Below are 18,093 nucleotides of genomic sequence, written 5' to 3'. Positions count from 1 at the left end.
GAGTCGTTCCTGTGCAACAAGCGTCTCTCGGATCGGGCTGCAAAAGATATCGTTTCGGGAAAAGTGGCGTTGTCGCCGAGCGAGGCTGCGCATAGGTTCGAAGAGAAGCGGGGGAGAATGCTTTGATCGAATGCGATGTGCTGGTCATCGGCGCAGGTCTTGCGGGGCTCGTGGCGGCAGCGGAGGCGGCGGATCGCGGCCGGAAGGTCTGCATCGTCGAGCAGGAAGGCGAGCAGAGCCTTGGCGGGCAGGCGTTTTGGTCTCTTGGTGGGCTGTTCTTCGTCGATAGCCCGGAACAGCGGCTACTGGGTATCCGTGACAATCTTGGCCTTGCACGGCAGGACTGGATGGGTTCCGCATCGTTCGACCGGCCGGAAGACTACTGGCCGCGCCGCTGGGCGGAGGGCTATCTTGAATTTGCCGCAGGCGAGAAACGCCGCTGGCTCTATCAGCAGGGCATGCGCTGGTTCCCGGTGGTTGGCTGGGCTGAGCGGGGAGGCGGCTTGGCGCATGGCCACGGAAACTCCGTGCCGCGCTTCCATGTGACGTGGGGAACCGGACCGGCCGTGCTTGCGCCATTTATTCGTCGTGTGCGAGAGGCGGAGGCGAAGGGGCTTGTCACGCTTCTGTTCAGGCATCGGGTGGACGACCTTGTCGTGCAAGGCGGTGTCGTCTGCGGCGCCCGTGGCGCGATCCTTCAGCCGGACGCTTCCATTCGAGGTCAGGAGACAAACCGCATTTTTGCGGCGCTCTTCGAGATACGGGCCGGTGCGACGATCGTGACTTCAGGGGGCATCGGGGGCAATCATGACGCGGTGCGCCGCAAATGGCCGGTCGATCGGCTCGGACGACCGCCGGTAAGCATGGTCGCGGGCGTACCCGCCCATGTCGACGGACGGATGATCGAGATCACCGAGCGCGCGGGTGGGCGAGAGATCAATTCGGACCGGATGTGGCACTATACGGAGGGGCTGAAGAACTGGGATCCGATCTGGCGCAATCACGGCATACGCATCCTGCCCGGCCCATCCTCCTTCTGGTGCGATGCCGATGGAAACCGCTTTGCCGCGCCTGCGATGCCCGGTTTCGATACGCTGGCGACGCTGAAGGCAATCTGCGCGACGGGTCATGACCACAGCTGGTTCATCCTGACCAAAGCAATCATCAAGAAGGAGTTTGCCCTTTCCGGCTCGGAACAGAATCCCGACATCACGGGCAAGGATATCGGCCTGCTGCTCAAGCGATTGGGCAAGGAGCCGCCGGGACCCGTTCAGGCCTTCATGGACAGGGGAGAGGATTTCATCGTTCGCGATACGCTGGAAGCGCTTGTCGACGGCATGAATGGGTTGACGGGTGAAAGGCGCGTGGATGCAAGCCGTCTCAGGACGCAGATCGAGGCCCGCGACAGGGAGATTGGCAACGCCTTTTCGAAGGACGCGCAGGTCATCGCCATTCGCGGCGCTCGGCGCTACCTCGGGGACCGGTTGATGCGCACGGCAAAGCCCCACTCGCTGCTTGACCCGCAGGCCGGACCATTGATTGCAGTGCGGCTGCACATCCTGACGCGCAAATCTCTAGGTGGTCTGGAGACGGATCTTTGCGCACGAGTGATCGGCCATGGTGGTGATCCAGTGCCTGGGCTCTATGCCGCGGGCGAGGTGGCCGGCTTTGGCGGCGGGGGCATGCATGGCTATAACGCGCTCGAGGGAACATTCCTCGGCGGATGCATCTTTTCCGGCAGGGTTGCCGGGCGGGCGGTGTAGAGGCGGCGCTTTTGGCGCCGCCTGATTTGATCAGGCCTCAGCCTTCGTCGTGTCGACGACTTCTGCGCCGGGAGAATTCTTCTTGATGGATTCGATGGCGCTCAGCGCCGATGCCTTAGCCTTATAGCCTTCGGAGCCGAACATGGATTCGCCGTTCGGCGCCTTGAAACGGAAGCGGAACTCGCCAGCCTTGTCCTTGTAAACTTCGAACTTATACATCGATTTTTCTCCCGGAATCAGGATGATGTCCTATCTGCAGGCGCAGCCTAGAACAAAAAACGCAACTATTCCATCGGGATATTTGCGTGCTTTGCAACCAGCGCGACGAGCCGATTTCGCGCAGGAAATGCGCCGCACTACGGTTTGAAAATCAAGACGACCTCCGAAAACTGTTGATCAGGTACGGCGCGAAGAGCACCAGGCCCGAATAAAAGACGTTGGAATTTTCATATCGGGGATCTCGTTGACGCCGGCCGGGTCGGTCTTCGTCAACTCGACTCCTTCGGACAACGCGTCGCTGAGCGACCAATCCCGGGCTCCCGGAGCGAGCGATAGCACAGCAGCATCGATACGACGACGGCCACGGCGACGAGTACGATCAACGTATCGGCAGGTTCTATCGAGTTCACGAGAGCCTTCCTCACGGCGCGGCGACGTTAAATCCGCCTGAGGCCGGCGTTGGGGAGGGAACGTGTAATCGGACGATCACTTAGCTGCGGCGAGAAAGTCTGCGGCACCCGTTTCGAACTGCAGCTTGGCCAGCTTGGCGTATATGCCGCCGTCTCGAATAAGGGTCTGATGCGTTCCCTCTTCGACGACGCGACCCTGATCCATCACGAGGATCCGGTCAGCCTTCAGCACGGTCGCGAGGCGATGGGCGATGACAAGGGTCGTGCGGCCGGTCATGAGGCCATCGAGGGCTTTCTGCACAAGGGTTTCGCTTTCGGCGTCCAGTGCCGAGGTCGCCTCGTCGAGCAGCAAGACCGGCGCGTCCTTCAGAATGGCACGGGCGATGGCGATACGCTGGCGTTGACCACCGGAGAGCGTGATGCCGCGCTCGCCGACCTCGGTGTCGTACCCCTTGTCCAAGCGGGCAATGAATTCGTCGGCCTGTGCAGCGATCGCGGCGGCACGCACCTCTTCACGGCTCGCCTCTGGGCGGCCGAAGGCGATGTTGTCGTGAATGGAGGCCGCAAAGATCGTCACATCCTGCGGCACGATCGCGAGACGCTTGCGCAACTCGTCGGGATCGGTGCTGCGGGCATCGACGTCGTCGATTTTGACCGCACCCTGTTGCGGATCATAGAAGCGGAGCAGCAGCGAGAAGACGGTGCTCTTGCCGGCACCGGAGGGACCAACGATCGCGACGGTCTCTCCGGGGGCGACGTCGAAGTTCAGGCCATGGAGGGCGGATCTCTCCGGGCGCGACGGATAGGCAAAATGCACGTCCATAAACTGGACACGACCATGCGCTGGAGCAGGCAGAGCAGCAGGCATCGTGGGCGCTGCAATCGGCGAGACTTCATCGAGCAGTTCTGTCAGCCGGTCGGCCGCACCCGCAGCTTGCGAAAGTTCCCCCCAGACTTCGGAAAGAGCGCCGAGCGAGCCGGCGGCGATGACGGAGTAGAGAAGGAACTGGCCGAGCGTGCCGGGCGAAAGCGTGCCCGCCAGGACGTTGTGAGCTCCGACCCAGAGAACGGCGACGACGCTCCCGAAAATAAGGGTAATGGCGATACCTGTCAGCAGGGCGCGCGAGCGGATCGCCGCGCGGGCGGCATCATATGCCGTTTCGACAGCGGTCCCATACCGGGTGGCAGCGGCGTCCTCTCCGCCGAAGGCCTGGACGGTGCGGCTGGCGGCGATCGTTTCGTTGGCGAAGGCGGAGGCGTCCGCCAGAGTATCCTGGGCGGCGCGTGAGCGCTTCCGCACCGAACGACCGAAGCCAACCAGCGGAAATACGATCAACGGAATCGCTCCAATCACAAGGCTGGACAGCTTTGGCGACGTCACGATCATCATCCCCATCGCGCCGAGGCAGAGAATAAGGTTGCGCAAGGCGACGGAAGCGGTCGCGCCGACCGCTGACTTTATCTGTGTCGTATCCGCCGTCAGGCGTGAGACGATCTCGCCCGATTGGTTGACATCGAAAAAGGAGGGCGACAGCCGCGTCACATGGCTGAAGACATCACGGCGAAGGTCGGAGACCACGCGCTCTCCGAGCGTAATGACGAAGTAGTAGCGAAGGGCGCTCGCGACGGCCAGCACGATCGCCATGATCATCAGCATCAGAAAATAGCTGTTGATGAAGCTGCCGTCGGCCTGCGTGAAGCCATGGTCGATCATGCGGCGTACGGCGAGCGGCAGGGCGAGCGAGGTGATGGCGGCAAGCGCAAGGCAAGCGAGGGCACCAGCGACCATGCCGCGATAGCGCACGACATAGGGCGTCAGCCGGCCAAGCGGCTTCAGCGATCCCGACTTTTTTTCCCCTGCTTGCCCTGCGTATGCCAATTCGTCTCCGATCACCTTCGACACCGCTCATCCGCGGCTGATGGCTCTTGTTATCCTGCCGGCCTTCATGTATAGGCAGCCCATCCTAATGGGAAGCCGTGGCCTTTGCGTCTGCGGCTTCATTTATTCAATCGGTCCTCTTGTCGCAATGATGATGCGTCAAATTGGACGTTGCATGGCAGGAAGATTGTTATGAAGGCAGATATCCATCCCGACTATCACACGATCAAGGTAGTCATGACCGACGGCACCGAATACGAGACCCGTTCGACCTGGGGCTCTGAAGGCGCAGTCATGAACCTCGAAATCGACTCCAAGTCGCATCCGGCATGGACTGGCGGCAACCAGCAGCTCATGGACCGTGGCGGTCGCGTTTCCAAGTTCAACAAGCGTTTCGGCGGCCTCGGCCTCTAACTGTTGCCACTTGGTGGAATTTGAAAGAGCCCCGCTTGCGGGGCTCTTCGTTTTTGAGCGCATGCCATGGCGTTGCGCTCTGTTGGGCACACAACGAAAAACCGGCTGCGCAGGACGCAGCCGGTTTCGTGAATTCGGTTTGAGGCGGCTCAGTTGTTGCCGAAGGCCGTCTGCAGCAGGCTGAGCTGAGCCTGGACGCTGTTCTGGTTATCGGGAACGATCGGTGCCTCGGCCGGGCGATAGATTTCGCGGTCGAGCAGGGCGACGCGGTTCTGCAGGCGCAACGAGCGTTCGATCAGGTCGCGGAAGGATTCCGGCAGATCGCCCCAGCCCGGTGCGTTGCGATCGACGTTAAAGCCGTCGAGGCGAACCTTGTTCTTCTCGGCAAGAACCTGATCGCGCGACATCTCTCCGTTGTTAACGGCGCGCTGCAGCAGCAGCCAGGAGGCCATCTGCATGAGGCGGGTGGTCAGGCGCATCGACTCTGCCGCATAGAGAACCGATGCCATGCGCGGCAGAACCTTGGAGGCTGTGCGACCCTGGCCATCGAGATAGGCGGCGGTTTCTTCGACCAGCGACATGCCTTCCGAATACAGCGCCTTGAACTGCGAGGATGCGGCAGCGCGACCTGCAAAACTGATTGTGTTCAATCCAAGCTCTGACATTTAAACAGTCCCTGTTGCACGCATCTACTTATGGTCAGGTAACGCCAGCCGAAGGGAAAAGGTCCCTCCGGCCGTTCTTTATGCTTTTAAGATGGTAGCTTTAGCGGAATTGCGCAAGGCGTTTCTTAAGAAAGGGTTAACTTCCACAGTTTCATGGAAATGGTCCCCAGCGCAATAAAAAAGAAGAGCCGCAAAAGCGGCTCTCAAGGTAAAACAGGGAGAAAAATCAGACCAATTCACCGCATGGAAAACTGTCTGAGATCCAGAGAAGATCTGGATGAGTACAGTAATACCTTATAAAGCTTAATGGCCGCTTAAACCTGTCCCGGATTAACACCTTTCGAGCCCTAGTTTGCTGTAATAGCCCGCTCGCGAATTACGAGCGGAAGAGGCTTTCCGCCGCTGATCTTGTCGATGTCTTGCTGGCGGCCTCTGCTTCGATTCTCACGATCTCGGCTTTGAGCAGCTCGACACGCGCTCGCAACTCGTCGACCGATAAGGTGGAGAGGTCGGCACCGATCTCGTGTGCAACCTTCTTCTGCGGCCGGTCGTCGTCGATGAAGCTCATATGGAATCCTCCCTTTTAGCCTCAGCTATATTTTAGGGCAGGATCGCCAGTTTCGGGAGTCTTGCCGGTTCCGCGGTCCGCAAGCGACATACTTTCTGGCGTCAGCGTTTGCGATGTGGCCGTCGGAATGGTCGTAAAGGCGTCGCGGTCGCCGACCGGAACGGCGGCGCGCATGCGGCTGCGAATGATGGCGTAGGCGGTGATCAGCACATGGGCGACCGCCGTTACCAGGAAGAGGGCGTGCGGGCTGATTATCGACATGACTGGGCCGCCGATGGTCGGGCCGATGATGGTGCCGATGCCGTAGAGGAGCAGCAGTCCGCCGGAAACCTTCACGAAGTCCTCGGCGGAGGCATAGTCGTTGGCGTGCGCGACCGCGATTGGATAGAGCGTGTTTGCAACGGCGCCGTAGAGCACGACAAGGCCGATGATGAAGTAGGGCGAGGAGGGCTGCAGGATCGCCAGCAGCAGGCCGGCGATAGCAGCAATCGCGGACATCGCCGCGAGCACGTAGCGGCGGTCGATGCGATCGGAGAGGCGACCTGCCGGCAGCTGCATCAGGGCGCCGGCGAAAATGGTGGCGCTCATCATGATGGCAATGCTGGTATCGGACAGGCCGGAGCCCGCGCCGAAGACCGCGCCCAGCGTCCCATAAGCGCCGTTGGCGATGCCGACGAGGAGAATGCCAAGGCAGGATACGGGGGAGTTGCGGTAGAGCGCCGGCAGATCGAGTTTGACGGCCTTCAGCGGCTGCGGCGAGGCTGCGGTCGAGAGCGTCGTCGGAAGCATCGCGATGCAGTAGAAGATGCCGCAGATCATGAACAGGACGGGCGTGCGCACATCCTCCAGCGGGATCATCATCTGGCCCGCCACGACGCCGAAGAGGGTAATGGCGATATAGAGCGAGAAGATCGCGCCGCGGCTCTCATTGGTAGCGCGCTCGTTCAGCCAGCTCTCGATGATCATCGAAGTGCCGGCGGTCGCAAAGCCGGTGACGGCTCGCAACAGCACCCACCAGACCGGGTGGATGATGATACCGCTGACAAGCGCGATGATTGCGATGATGGCAATGAAGCCGGAGAAGGCCCGGACGTGGCCGACACGGCGCACAAGTTTCGGTGCGACGAGGCAGCCGATGACGAAGCCAGCGGCCCAGGAGGTGCCGAGAAGGCCGAGGGTGGTTGTTGCGTAGCCTTCCAGATTGCCGCGCATCGGAAGCAGGATGCCCTGCAACCCGTTGCCCATGAAGAGAAAGAGCGTCCCGAAGAGAAGCGAGGCGACGGACAGCAGATTTCTTTTCATATAGCCAGACTCTATGCGTTGAATGTCAAAGGTCATATGGCAACACGCAGTGTCGCCCAGCCTCGAGATGATTGATTGTGCCCCCAAATGCCTTTACGGCATGAATAAATGCAGTCGTGACGCGAAAAAATGTCCGTCCTGTGACATTCATAAGAGATGGAAAAATAAAGACATGACGAAGCTGATCGCACTGCTGCTCATCCTGGCGATGGCTATTCAGGTGATCAAGCCGCTCGGTGTTCCCGGGCTGCGGCGGCGCATGGATTTCTGGAAGATCGCGCTGATCGCCTTCGCCATCTGGGCGGTGGCGCTGATCGGGCGCGATCTCTTCGCCTAGTAGGCGATTTCGCCGCGCATGACAGGCGCGCAGCTGCCGGAAATCGTCACGTCGGTGACGATGCCGTCCTTCTTGACCACGTCAATCCCGATGATGCTGCGGCGTCCCATCTCGACGCCTTGCTCTATGGTCAGCGAAACGCTCATGTTCGCATCCGGCTCTAGCGAAACGAGGTAGGCGCCGAGTGCCGCCGAGGCGCTGCCGGTCGCCGGATCTTCCGGCACGTTGTCGAGCGGCGCAAACATCCGTGCGCGGATCGTCCATGGGTTTTCCTTGGAGCGGACGTAGACGAACAGCGAGAAGTCGTGGTTGCCTTCAACCGTCGGGGCGGCAGCGTCCTGAAAGTATGCAAGGTTCGGGCGGGCGCGGCCAAGGGCGGCAAGATCTGCAAGTTCGGCAACGACGAAACTCAGCCCCACCGATGCGACAACCGGCGAATGTTTCGCTACGCGGATATCCCGCGGCTCGATCGCGATACAGCGGGCAACAGTCTGCGCCAAGACCGTGTCGCCGATGGCGAGCGGCTTTGGCGCCCGAATGGCCGCCGACAGCACCTCATTGCCGTTGCGCTTCAAATCGACTTCGACGAGGCCAGCCTTCTCCTCGAAGCGCAGGCTGTCGCCGACTGGCCGCCCGAAGACATGCCCCTGTTGCCCGAGCACATAGGCCGTTCCGACGTTCGGATGTCCGGCAAAGGGCACTTCCATTGTCGGCGTGAAGATGCGGACGCGGGCGCTATTTGCCGGATCTTCCGGCGGCAGGACGAAGGTAACTTCCGAATAGCCGAACTCGGCGGCGATGTTTTGCATGTCAGTATCGGTCAGCCCACGCGCGTCCGTCATCACAGCCAGCGGGTTGCCCTCGAAGCGGGCGCAAGTGAAGACATCGACGGTCGTGAAAGCAACGGTTTTCATGGCTGTTTCCGAACTGGCTGATGCCATGATCTCTACCGGCGATCGGCCGACTGAAGAAGCGGAAAACTTGTCGCTGTTACAATGGAAAAACCGGCCGCCTTGGCGACCGGTTTCTTCTGTTTCGTCAGCCGAGAAGAGGTTTACGCGGCCTGCTCGAGGTCCTTCTTCCAGCTGCCCTTGGCCGCAAGGCTGTTCATCTCGGCGCGATGGGCAAAGGCGCGCTGGCCGGCGGCGACGTTTTCCGGCTTGCCGCCCCAGGCCTTCAGCGCCGTATCCTGCAGGGCGCGGCCGTAGGAGAAGGTGACGGCCCATGGTAGGTCGTAGCCGGAGTTGATCGCGGAAAGATGCGCCGTCGCTTCTTCGCTGGACTGGCCGCCGGAGAGAAAGGCGATGCCCGGAACGGCGGACGGGACGGTGCGCTTCAGCACCTCGACCGTGCGCTCGGCGACCTCGGCCACCGATGCCTTGCGAGCGTTCTTGCCATCGATGACCATGTTCGGCTTCAGGATCATGCCCTCGAGGCTGACACGGGCATCAGCCAGTTCTTCGAAGACCGTGCGCAGCGTCCATTCCGTGACCTCGGCGCAGCGATCGATGTTGTGATCACCCGGCTTGCCATCCATCAGGCACTCGGGTTCGACGATCGGAACGATGTTGGCTTGCTGGCACAGCGCGGCATAGCGGGCGAGTGCATGCGCGTTGGCCTTCATGGAGCCCCATGTCGGGAGCGTGGGAGAGATTGCGATGACACCGCGCCACTTGGCGAAGCGGGCGCCGGCTTCATAGTACTTCGCCAGCCGCTCCGCGAGGCCGTCGAGGCCTTCGGTGATGGTTTCGTCGGGATAGGCTGCCATCGGCTTGGCGCCGATGTCGACCTTGATGCCCGGAATGCTGTCTGCCGCGCGGATGATGTCGACGAAGGGCGTGCCGTCTGCCGCCTTCTGGTGGAGGGTCTCCTCGTAGAGGATCACGCCGGAAATATACTGACGCATCGCGTCTTCCGTGCGAAACAGCATTTCGCGGTAGTCGCGGCGGCTCGTCTCCGCCGATTCAAGTCCGATCGTGTCGAACCGCTTACCGATCGTGCCTGTCGATTCATCCGCTGCAAGCAGCCCGCGGCCACCAGCTACCATACGCACGGCAATGTCTTCCAAACGTTCGCTCATATCGCCTTCTCCACAGCAAGAAAAATCGTCAATCGGTGAATATAGGTCGCGGATAACAGAAGTTTATGGGTGGGAAAACGGCAGCAAAATTGATTGAAACGTTTGAATTTTTTTCAATCGTTTGAAAGTTTGAACTTTTGTACTTGCAGTGAGCAAAAGACCGCGGAGCTTTCGCGCCGCGGTCTATCTACATGTAAAATTTGTTAAATCTGGCTGCCCAGATTATTTGGCTTTGTTGAGTACGGCGACACCGGGAAGGACTTTGCCTTCCATCCACTCAAGGAAAGCACCGCCCGCCGTAGAGACATAGGTGAAATCGTCGGCAACGCCGGCGTGGTTCAGCGCCGAGACCGTGTCGCCGCCGCCGGCAACCGAGACGAGCTTGCCGGCCCTGGTGCGCTCGGCCGCATATTTCGCTGCGGCGACGGTTGCCTTGTCGAACGGTTCGATCTCGAAAGCACCGAGCGGGCCGTTCCAGACCAGTGTCTGGGCGCGCTCGATCCAGGCTTTGATCGACTCGATCGATTTCGGGCCGACGTCAAGCACCATTGCATCGGCCGGGATTGCATCGATGGCGACCGTTTCGTTGGCGGCGTTCGCCTTGAATTCGCGGGCAACGACGCCGTCTTCGGGGAGAATGATGGCGCAGCCGGCCGTGGCCGCTTCGATCATGATCTGCTTTGCGGTCTCTGCAAGATCATGCTCGCAGAGCGACTTGCCGACATTGGTGCCACGCGCGGCGATGAAGGTGTTCGCCATGCCGCCGCCGATCACCAGCGCATCGACCTTCTTCACGAGGTTCAGCAAGAGATCGATCTTGGTCGACACCTTGGCGCCGCCGACAATGGCCACGACCGGTCGGGCCGGATTGCCAAGGCCGCTTTCCAGCGCCTCGAGCTCGGCCTGCATCGTGCGGCCGGCATGTGCAGGAAGATGGTGCGCGAGGCCTTCCGTCGAGGCATGTGCGCGGTGGGCAGCGGAGAACGCATCGTTGACATAGATATCGCCATTTGCCGCAAGCGCCTTGACGAAGTCCGGGTCGTTCTTTTCTTCGCCCTTGTGGAAGCGGGTGTTTTCGAGAAGCAGGATGTCGCCGTCCTTCATCGATGCAACCGCAGCGGCCGCGGCATCGCCGATGACGTCGCTCGCCGTCGCGACCGGGCGGTCAAGCACCTCCTCGACAGACGGAGCGATCAGTGACAGCGAAAGGTCCGGCGACGGACCGTCCTTGGGGCGGCCGAAGTGTGCCAGCAAGATGACCTTGGCACCTTTCTTCGACAGCTCGATGATCGTCGGAGCAACGCGCTCGATACGCGTGATGTCGGTCACTTTGCCGTCTTTGACCGGAACGTTGAGGTCAACGCGAACGAGGACGCGCTTGCCGGCAATGTCGTTGAGGTCGTCGAGGGTCTTGAAGGAAGGCATGGAAAAGTCCGTTCGTTATTGCCCAAAGATGCGGGGACCATAGCAAGGATGACCGCAGACGCAAGGCGGTCATTGCGGGTTTTCATCGCCCTTGCCGGATGCCGCAGTGGCGGCTGCTTCGCGGTTTCTGCGACCTTTGAAACGGTCGCGGATGCGGTCGATGATATCGTGCAGATTGAGGAAGATCGGCAGGGCCGTGGCAGGCTCGAGGGCCTCGAGCGACATGCCGACCGAGGTGATGTGATCCTGGTCGTCGAGGTCGCGCACGATGAGGATGATGGAACCGAGGCGCACCCGGTCGGCATAGTCGGCTTTGCCGCCCAGGCGGTGTTTCATCAGCTCGGCGATCGTCAGGCCCTTCTCGGATTCGTTCAGCAGGCCGGGGCCATAGGCAGCGTCGAGATCGGCGGCTGGCCGGGCCGGAGACAGCGCGAAGGCGCCGAAGAAGTCGGCATCGTCCTCCTCGACCGGCGCACGGCTGGCAAAGAGCTTGTCGAGAAGCCGCGAATAGGAAGGAACAACGAAGAGATAGACAAGATCGTTCTCACGCAACCGGCCGGCATATTGGTAGCGCATCGACTTGCCATCGCGGATGACAAGCGAGGGCGTTGCCCAGCGCGGGATGCGCTCGCCACGCAGCACCGGGCTGTCCTTGACGACGCGGTAGGACAGAAGCTCGTGGTTTGCTGCGCCAGGCAGATCGACTTCCACCTTGTCAACGGCGCCCATCCGCGGCGGGATGATGAGCCCAAGCTTCTTGGCGACCGGCTTGATCGTCCAGCCCTGCACCAGAAGCGAGACGAGCACAATGATGAAGGCGGTATTGAAATAGACCTGACCATTCTCCAGGCCGCCGAGAATGGGCATGATGGCAAGCAGGATCGACACGGCGCCGCGCAGACCGACCCATGCAACAAAGCCGATCTCCTGCTGCGTATAGTCGAAGGGCAGCAGCGAGAGCCAGATGGCGAGCGGGCGCGCGATGAAGATCAGGAACAGGGCGAGCAGCACGGCGGGGATGGCGATCGCCGGAAACTGCGACGGAGTCGCCAGCAGGCCGAGGACGAGGAACATGATGATCTGGGCAAGCCAGGTCATGCCGTCCTGGAAGCGCTTGATGGCGGCATAACCATGGAGCCGGCGATTGCCAGCGTAAATGCCGGCAACATAGACGGCAAGGAAACCGCTGCCCCCGACCGCGCCGGTCGCCGAGAAGACAAGTAGCGCCAAAGCGAGCACGAAGATCGGCGTCAGGCCGCGATCCGTCTCCAGCTTGCTGACGATCAGAACGATCATCATGCCGCCGAGCAGGCCGAGGATGACGCCAAGGCCCATCTGCTGCACGAACATGGCAAGCATGCCGATGTTGATGCCGTGGTACCGTTCGCCGCTGGCAAGAATCTCGACCAGGGCAATGGTCAGGAAGATCGCCATCGGATCGTTGGTTCCGGATTCCACCTCGAGCGTCGAGCGCACCTTGTCGCGAATATTGATGCCGCCGATGCGCAGCAGGAAGAAGACGGCCGCCGCGTCAGTGGAGGCGACGATGGAGCCGAGCAGCAGGCCTTCCAGCCACGTGAAGTCAAGCATCCACATGGCGGCGACGCCAATGAGTGCGGCCGTTATCAGGACGCCAACGGAGGCGAGTGTCAGCGAGGGCACGGCTGCAAGCTTGAAGGCCTGCACCGGCGTTCCGAAGCCGGAGTCGAACAGGATGACTGCCAGCGCGATGGAGCCGAGGATGTAGGCGAGATAATTGTTGGTGAACTCGATGCCGAGGCCGTCCGTGCCCGCAAGCAGGCCGATCGCCAGGAAGAGCAGGAGGAGGGGAGCGCCGAAGCGGAAGGCGAGCAGGCTGGAAAATGCGGCGAGGAGCACGAGCGTCGTCGATACCAGTACGACGATGTAGAACGCTTCCATGCCTATCCCCTTACCCGCAAGTCGATGCAGACCGCCCCCGGTCCCGCAGCCCATTTCAAGTCGCCCTTTCGTGGTCACCCCAAGCAGCCATAAGTAAACGGCAAAACAAACGGGATGGGTAGGCCTTGCGGTCAAACCCGTGCTGTTTTGCGGCTTCATGCTGCTGTTTTGGCGTGCCGAACGGCAAAGCCGGATGAGCGCTCACGAAGGAGCATGAATCGAGTGTATGAGCAAATCGGGCGATAGCAGGGCAGAAGCCGCGCGCTCGCGCCTTTCCTCGCAATCAGTGAGCGGCCACAAGGAGAGCCGCGCCGGGCTTCGGCACAGGGGCGCTTTGAGCGCGCTCACTTATCTGATCGCTACCGCTCAGGCGCCGTCGTCCTCATCGGCAACGTCGGAAATCGGGATCAGGAAGACGACGAACTCGTCGTCGATGGTCCGCTCCGGATCGTCGTCGAACTCGTAGGCGTGCTCGACTTCGCTTGCTTCGTCGGCGGTTGCCTTGCGCAGGTTGAGCGCAGCGATCCCATCCCAAACCGGCTTGCCTTGGGACTGCAGGACCGTCAGGTCCTCGCGGAAATCCTCAGCCTCGAAGAAATTCTTGGCATCGTCGGCATTTTCGGAGCGAAAACTCGCGATCGCTTGTCCGCCGATCTCGATCGTAAAGTAATCCATCAAATTCTCTCTCGCCTCTGCGCCGCGTGTCTTCGATCGACACTACGGTGATCGGTCGCGCCGCGCCAGTCCTATCGTTCTCGGGGCGCGCGGATTATCGGGGGCCCATGACGCGTGTGGACGCCATCAGCGGCTGCCCCTCGGCGATCTGCCTCGAACTGCGCCCGCCAACGACGCTCAAGCTCAACACGCTCGCGACCATGAGGAAAACGATGATCGTCATGAGAATTTTCATCGGTGGTTCCGCCAGCCATTCATCTGGCATTTCTTGTGGCTATGACGCTAGTCAGTTTGGCACCAAAAGAAAAGCGGCCCGGTTACCCGAGCCGCTTTCAACGATTAATGTCGCGATGCTCTTAGATGAGCTTTGCGAAAGCAACGGCGGTGTCGGACATGCGGCTGGAGAAGCCCCACTCGTTGTCGTACCAGGACAGGACACGCACGAAGTTGCCTTCCATGACCTTCGTCTGATCGGTTGCGAAGATCGAGGAGTGGCTGTCGTGGTTGAAGTCACGGGAAACGAGCGGCTCGTCGGTGTAGCCGAGGATGCCCTTGAGTTTGCCGTTTGCGGCAGCCTTGATCGCTTCGTTGATTTCGCCGACGGTCGTAGCCTTCTTGGCGACGAACTTGAAGTCGACGACCGAGACGTTCGGGGTCGGAACGCGGATCGAGGTGCCATCGAGCTTGCCCTTAAGGTGCGGCAGGACGAGGCCGACGGCCTTGGCGGCGCCGGTCGAGGTCGGGATCATCGACAGGGCTGCAGCGCGGGCGCGGTAAAGGTCCTTGTGCATCGTGTCGAGCGTCGGCTGGTCGCCGGTGTAGGAGTGAATCGTGGTCATGAAGCCGTGATCGATGCCGACAGCGTCGTCGAGGACCTTGACGACCGGAACCAGGCAGTTCGTCGTGCAGGACGCGTTGGAGATGACCAGGTGGTCCTTGGTCAACTGGTCATCATTGACACCGAAGACGACAGTCAGGTCGGCACCGTCGGCAGGAGCCGAAACGATGACGCGCTTTGCGCCGGCCGTCAGGTGGGCGGCAGCCTTGTCGCGGGCGGTGAAGATGCCGGTGCACTCCATCGCGATGTCGACGCCGAGTTCCTTGTGCGGCAGCGTTGCCGGGTCCTTGATCGCGGTCACCTTGATCGGCTTTCCGCCGCCGACAGTGATCGTGTCGCCCTCAACCTTTACCTCGGCCGGGAACTTGCCGTGAATAGAGTCGTAGCGCAGCAAGTGGGCGTTGGTCTCGACCGGGCCGAGGTCGTTGATGGCAACGACTTCGATGTCGGTGCGGCCGGATTCGACGATAGCGCGGAGAACGTTGCGGCCGATGCGGCCGAAGCCGTTGATGGCAACCTTTACAGTCATGTGCATTCACTCCCTAGAGATGGGGCTTGACGATTGAGTTGTTGGAGAGCGCCTGAGCGCTCTCTTAGAGTTTTGCTTCTGCGGCAGCGACCACGGCGTCCGCGGTGATGCCGAAATGCTTGAAGACTTCCTTCGCCGGGCCGGACGCGCCGAAGCCCTTCATGCCGACGAAGCTGCCTTCCGGACCGATGAAGGCATCCCAGCCCTCGCGGACGGCGGCCTCGACGGCGATCTTGACCGGCGAGTTGCCGATAACTTCCTTGCGGTAGGCTTCCGGCTGCTCGAAGAACAGTTCGGTGCAGGGAACGGATACGACCCGGACGCTGACGCCCTTGGCTTCCAGCGTTGCGCGGGCGGCAACCGCAAGCTCGACTTCCGAACCGGAGGCAAAGATCGTCACCTTCGCGTCGGTATTGCCAGCGAGTGTGTAGGCGCCCTGTTCGCAGAGGTTCTTCTCACTGTACTCGGTGCGCACCGTCGTCAGGTTCTGGCGAGTGAGCGCGAGAGCGGAGGGGTGAACCTTCGACTTGATGGCGATCTGCCAGCATTCGGCCGTTTCGGTAGCGTCGGCCGGACGGAACACCTGCAGGTTCGGAACGGCGCGCAAGCCGGCGATCTGCTCGACCGGCTGGTGGGTCGGGCCGTCTTCGCCAACGCCGATCGAGTCGTGCGTCAATACGTGGATGACACGGATGCCCATGAGCGATGCGAGGCGGATCGGCGGGCGGCAATAGTCCGAGAAAATCAGGAAGCCGCCGCCGTAGGGAATGAGGCCGCCGTGCAGCGCCACACCGTTCATGGCAGAAGCCATGCCGTGCTCGCGGATGCCCCAGTGCATGTAGCGTCCGGCAAAATCCGTCGGCGTGATCGAATGCATCTGGCTGGTCTTGGTGTTGTTCGACGGCGTCAGGTCAGCGGAACCGCCGAGCGTTTCCGGCAGGAAGCCGTTGATGACTTCCAGCGCATCTTCCGATGCCTTGCGGGTGGCGATCGTCGGCTTGGTTTCGATGAGCTTCTTCTTGTAGGCGCTGATCGCTGCATCGAAGCCTTCCGGCAGTTCGCCGGCAAAACGCCGGGTAAACTCGGCCTTGTGTGCGGACTTGGCGAGGCCGCCTTCCCAGGCGTTGACGAGATCAATCGAGCGGCTGCCGGCTGCGCGCCATGCGTCGAGAACGTCGGAGGGAACGACGAAGGGTTCGTATTCCCAGTCCAATGCCTTGCGGGTCGCCGCGATTTCGTCGGCACCGAGCGGGTTGCCGTGGACCTTGTGGGTGCCCTGTTTGTTCGGAGCGCCGAAGCCGATGATGGTCTTGCAGGCGATAAATGTCGGACGATCAGACTTGTGGGCGGCTTCGATGGCAGCCGCGATGGCAGCCTGATCGTGACCGTCGATCTCAATCGTGTTCCAGTGAACGGCCTTGAAGCGGGCAACCTGGTCGGTGGAGTCCGACAAGGAGACGGCGCCGTCGATGGTGATCGAGTTGTTGTCCCAGAAGAGGACCAGTTTGTTCAGCTTCAGGTGGCCTGCAAGCGCGATCGCTTCGTGGCTGATGCCTTCCATCAGGCAGCCGTCGCCGCAGATGGCATAGGTGTAGTGGTCCTGCAGTTCGGCGCCGAATTCCTCGCGCAGCTTGCGTTCGGCGATCGCCATGCCGACGGCATTGGCAATCCCCTGGCCGAGCGGGCCGGTGGTCGTTTCGATGCCGGTTGCGTGGCCGTATTCAGGATGGCCGGCGGTCTTGGAGCCGAGCTGGCGGAACTGCTTCAGGTCTTCCACCGTCATATCCGGATAGCCGGTCAAATAGAGAAGCGAGTAGAGCAGCATCGAGCCGTGGCCGGCCGACAGAACGAAGCGGTCGCGGTTCGGCCAATGCGGCTTCTTCGGGTCGAACCGAAGATACTTTGTAAAGAGGATCGTCGCCACGTCGGCCATGCCCATCGGCATGCCGGGATGCCCGGAGTTCGCCTTTTCGACTGCATCCATGGCGAGGAAACGGATCGCATTTGCCATCCGGTCGTTTTGTTCAGGAGAGGTCATGGCTGTTCCACGGAGTTCCGGTGTCGGGGGATGGCCTCGAGCCTGTGGAGACCATCAATGAGAGCGGGTGACACATAGCAGTTGGAACGGCCAAGTCAATAAATTGAAGGTCGGCTGAAGGCCGCTCCAATCGATTTTAGACATTTGACCATCAATTTTTACAAAAGTTGAATGCTGCTCCTGCCAGCAGTTGATTTTCGTCATCCACAGAATAGGTCGGCAGCCGCGGTGCCGGCTTTATTGACGCACCGTTGGCGAGATGCGTATCCTTTTGGAAATACTGGATCGGTCTCGGGCGCCGATTCGGGGTCTTGTGCGGGGAACCGGAAGAGACATGACGCCTACAGGCAAAATCATGGAAGCAGCACTCAACGAGCTGCGGCAAGCAATCTCGGGGCTCGAGAACGCAGTCGAGATGCGTATCGAACACCAGCGAGAGCAGGGCGAGATCGAAGGCGAGGTTCGCCGTGTTCATGCCGATCGCTCGAAGCTTGCCCAGGAGCTGGACCAGGCCGAGTTCCGCGCGAACCGGCTCGAGGAAGTCAATCGCGAGGTCTCGCGGCGGCTGGTGACGGCCATGGAGACAATCCGCGCGGTTCTGGACCGATAGAAAGGCGCGGCACATGGCGCAGGTAACTGTAACGATCGATGGCAAGGCCTACCGCATGGCCTGTGAGGAAGGGCAGGAAGACCACCTGACGGATCTCGCGACGCGCTTCGACAACTATGTCGGCCACCTCAAGGGTCAGTTCGGCGAAATCGGTGACCTTCGAATTACCGTCATGGCCGGCATCATGGTGATGGACGAAATTTCGGAGCTGAACCGCCGTGTCGCGGATCTCGAATCCGAACTGGGCACCTTGCGCAACACCAGCGACACGGTGCTGGCGGCGAATGCCCGCACCGAAGAGAGCCTTGCTGCGGCGCTCGGCGAGGTGACGAGCCGTATCCGCGGCATTACCGACAAGCTGAACGGCAGGGCGCCAGCCGAGCTCAATTGACCGAGCTCAATTAAATAGGGGCGGCGTCCC

18 protein-coding genes are annotated in these 18,093 nt (G+C 61.0%); 5 read left to right on the top strand and 13 right to left on the bottom strand.

Going from position 1 to position 18,093, the window contains the following annotated elements; translation table 11 throughout:
• Nucleotides 1-122 precede the first annotated feature (122 nt).
• Nucleotides 123-1,763: an FAD-binding dehydrogenase gene (locus ACSQ9D_RS15160; RefSeq protein WP_436282893.1), complete on the top strand. Its 1,641-nt coding sequence runs from the start codon at nt 123-125 to the stop codon at nt 1,761-1,763.
• 30 nt (nt 1,764-1,793) lie between these two features.
• On the opposite strand, the gene ACSQ9D_RS15155 is transcribed toward ACSQ9D_RS15160, so the two are convergent.
• Nucleotides 1,794-1,982, bottom strand: coding sequence for a YegP family protein (locus tag ACSQ9D_RS15155; protein ID WP_007527415.1), 189 nt, complete (start codon nt 1,980-1,982; stop codon nt 1,794-1,796).
• Nucleotides 1,983-2,468: 486 nt separating this feature from the next.
• Complete coding sequence (locus ACSQ9D_RS15150; RefSeq protein WP_436283843.1) at nt 2,469-4,271, bottom strand: ABC transporter transmembrane domain-containing protein; 1,803 nt, start codon at nt 4,269-4,271, stop codon at nt 2,469-2,471.
• Nucleotides 4,272-4,463: 192 nt separating this feature from the next.
• Between ACSQ9D_RS15150 and rpmE the strand changes: the two genes are divergently transcribed.
• Nucleotides 4,464-4,685: a 50S ribosomal protein L31 gene (rpmE, locus tag ACSQ9D_RS15145; RefSeq protein WP_007527409.1), complete on the top strand. Its 222-nt coding sequence runs from the start codon at nt 4,464-4,466 to the stop codon at nt 4,683-4,685.
• Between the two features lie 149 nt (nt 4,686-4,834).
• Here rpmE and rcdA read toward each other — a convergent pair whose 3' ends face one another.
• The 3 genes from rcdA to ACSQ9D_RS15130 form a co-directional block, all read right to left on the bottom strand.
• Nucleotides 4,835-5,350 carry a protease adaptor protein RcdA gene (gene rcdA / locus ACSQ9D_RS15140; protein ID WP_037126729.1) on the bottom strand — a complete coding sequence of 172 codons (516 nt, stop codon included), beginning with the start codon at nt 5,348-5,350 and terminating at the stop codon, nt 4,835-4,837.
• Between the two features lie 376 nt (nt 5,351-5,726).
• The gene (locus tag ACSQ9D_RS15135) at nt 5,727-5,918 is read right to left on the bottom strand and encodes a DUF1192 domain-containing protein (RefSeq protein ID WP_436282892.1); all 192 of its coding nucleotides are present in this window, start codon (nt 5,916-5,918) and stop codon (nt 5,727-5,729) included.
• A 21-nt stretch (nt 5,919-5,939) separates the two neighbouring features.
• Complete coding sequence (locus ACSQ9D_RS15130; RefSeq protein ID WP_436282891.1) at nt 5,940-7,220, bottom strand: MFS transporter; 1,281 nt, start codon at nt 7,218-7,220, stop codon at nt 5,940-5,942.
• Nucleotides 7,221-7,392: 172 nt separating this feature from the next.
• Between ACSQ9D_RS15130 and ACSQ9D_RS15125 the strand changes: the two genes are divergently transcribed.
• Nucleotides 7,393-7,557: a hypothetical protein gene (locus ACSQ9D_RS15125; protein WP_197066140.1), complete on the top strand. Its 165-nt coding sequence runs from the start codon at nt 7,393-7,395 to the stop codon at nt 7,555-7,557.
• Here the strand turns inward: ACSQ9D_RS15125 and ACSQ9D_RS15120 are convergent.
• The 8 genes from ACSQ9D_RS15120 to tkt all read right to left on the bottom strand — a co-directional run bounded on the left by ACSQ9D_RS15120 (nt 7,554) and on the right by tkt (nt 17,062).
• Nucleotides 7,554-8,471 carry a PhzF family phenazine biosynthesis protein gene (locus tag ACSQ9D_RS15120; protein ID WP_436282890.1) on the bottom strand — a complete coding sequence of 306 codons (918 nt, stop codon included), beginning with the start codon at nt 8,469-8,471 and terminating at the stop codon, nt 7,554-7,556. The two genes, ACSQ9D_RS15125 and ACSQ9D_RS15120, sit on opposite strands and share 4 nt — an antisense overlap.
• A 140-nt stretch (nt 8,472-8,611) precedes the next feature.
• A complete protein-coding gene (locus tag ACSQ9D_RS15115; protein ID WP_436282889.1) occupies nt 8,612-9,637 on the bottom strand; it encodes a class I fructose-bisphosphate aldolase in 1,026 nt (341 codons plus the stop codon).
• Between the two features lie 222 nt (nt 9,638-9,859).
• A complete protein-coding gene (locus ACSQ9D_RS15110; RefSeq protein WP_436282888.1) occupies nt 9,860-11,062 on the bottom strand; it encodes a phosphoglycerate kinase in 1,203 nt (400 codons plus the stop codon).
• A 69-nt stretch (nt 11,063-11,131) separates the two neighbouring features.
• Nucleotides 11,132-12,982: a potassium/proton antiporter gene (locus ACSQ9D_RS15105; RefSeq protein WP_037126738.1), complete on the bottom strand. Its 1,851-nt coding sequence runs from the start codon at nt 12,980-12,982 to the stop codon at nt 11,132-11,134.
• 366 nt (nt 12,983-13,348) lie between these two features.
• Nucleotides 13,349-13,657: a hypothetical protein gene (locus tag ACSQ9D_RS15100; protein WP_436282887.1), complete on the bottom strand. Its 309-nt coding sequence runs from the start codon at nt 13,655-13,657 to the stop codon at nt 13,349-13,351.
• A gap of 94 nt (nt 13,658-13,751) precedes the next feature.
• Nucleotides 13,752-13,892, bottom strand: coding sequence for a hypothetical protein (locus ACSQ9D_RS15095; protein ID WP_436282886.1), 141 nt, complete (start codon nt 13,890-13,892; stop codon nt 13,752-13,754).
• A 121-nt stretch (nt 13,893-14,013) separates the two neighbouring features.
• Nucleotides 14,014-15,024, bottom strand: a complete 1,011-nt coding sequence (gene gap / locus ACSQ9D_RS15090) for a type I glyceraldehyde-3-phosphate dehydrogenase (RefSeq protein WP_037126743.1) — start codon at nt 15,022-15,024, stop codon at nt 14,014-14,016.
• A 64-nt stretch (nt 15,025-15,088) separates the two neighbouring features.
• Nucleotides 15,089-17,062 carry a transketolase gene (tkt, locus tag ACSQ9D_RS15085; RefSeq protein ID WP_436282885.1) on the bottom strand — a complete coding sequence of 658 codons (1,974 nt, stop codon included), beginning with the start codon at nt 17,060-17,062 and terminating at the stop codon, nt 15,089-15,091.
• Between the two features lie 334 nt (nt 17,063-17,396).
• On the opposite strand from tkt, the gene ACSQ9D_RS15080 reads away from it, so the two are divergent.
• Nucleotides 17,397-17,672 carry a DUF4164 domain-containing protein gene (locus ACSQ9D_RS15080; RefSeq protein WP_436282884.1) on the top strand — a complete coding sequence of 92 codons (276 nt, stop codon included), beginning with the start codon at nt 17,397-17,399 and terminating at the stop codon, nt 17,670-17,672.
• 13 nt (nt 17,673-17,685) lie between these two features.
• Entirely contained in the window at nt 17,686-18,063 is a 378-nt protein-coding gene (locus tag ACSQ9D_RS15075; RefSeq protein ID WP_007802567.1) for a cell division protein ZapA, read from the top strand.
• Nucleotides 18,064-18,093 lie beyond the last annotated feature (30 nt).

It is taken from the genome of Rhizobium sp. LjRoot258 (genome assembly GCF_964254185.1).
Taxonomy (GTDB): domain Bacteria; phylum Pseudomonadota; class Alphaproteobacteria; order Rhizobiales; family Rhizobiaceae; genus Rhizobium.
The sequence above is the reverse complement of the archived record's forward strand: the minus strand, read 5'-3'. Positions and strand labels throughout refer to the sequence as shown.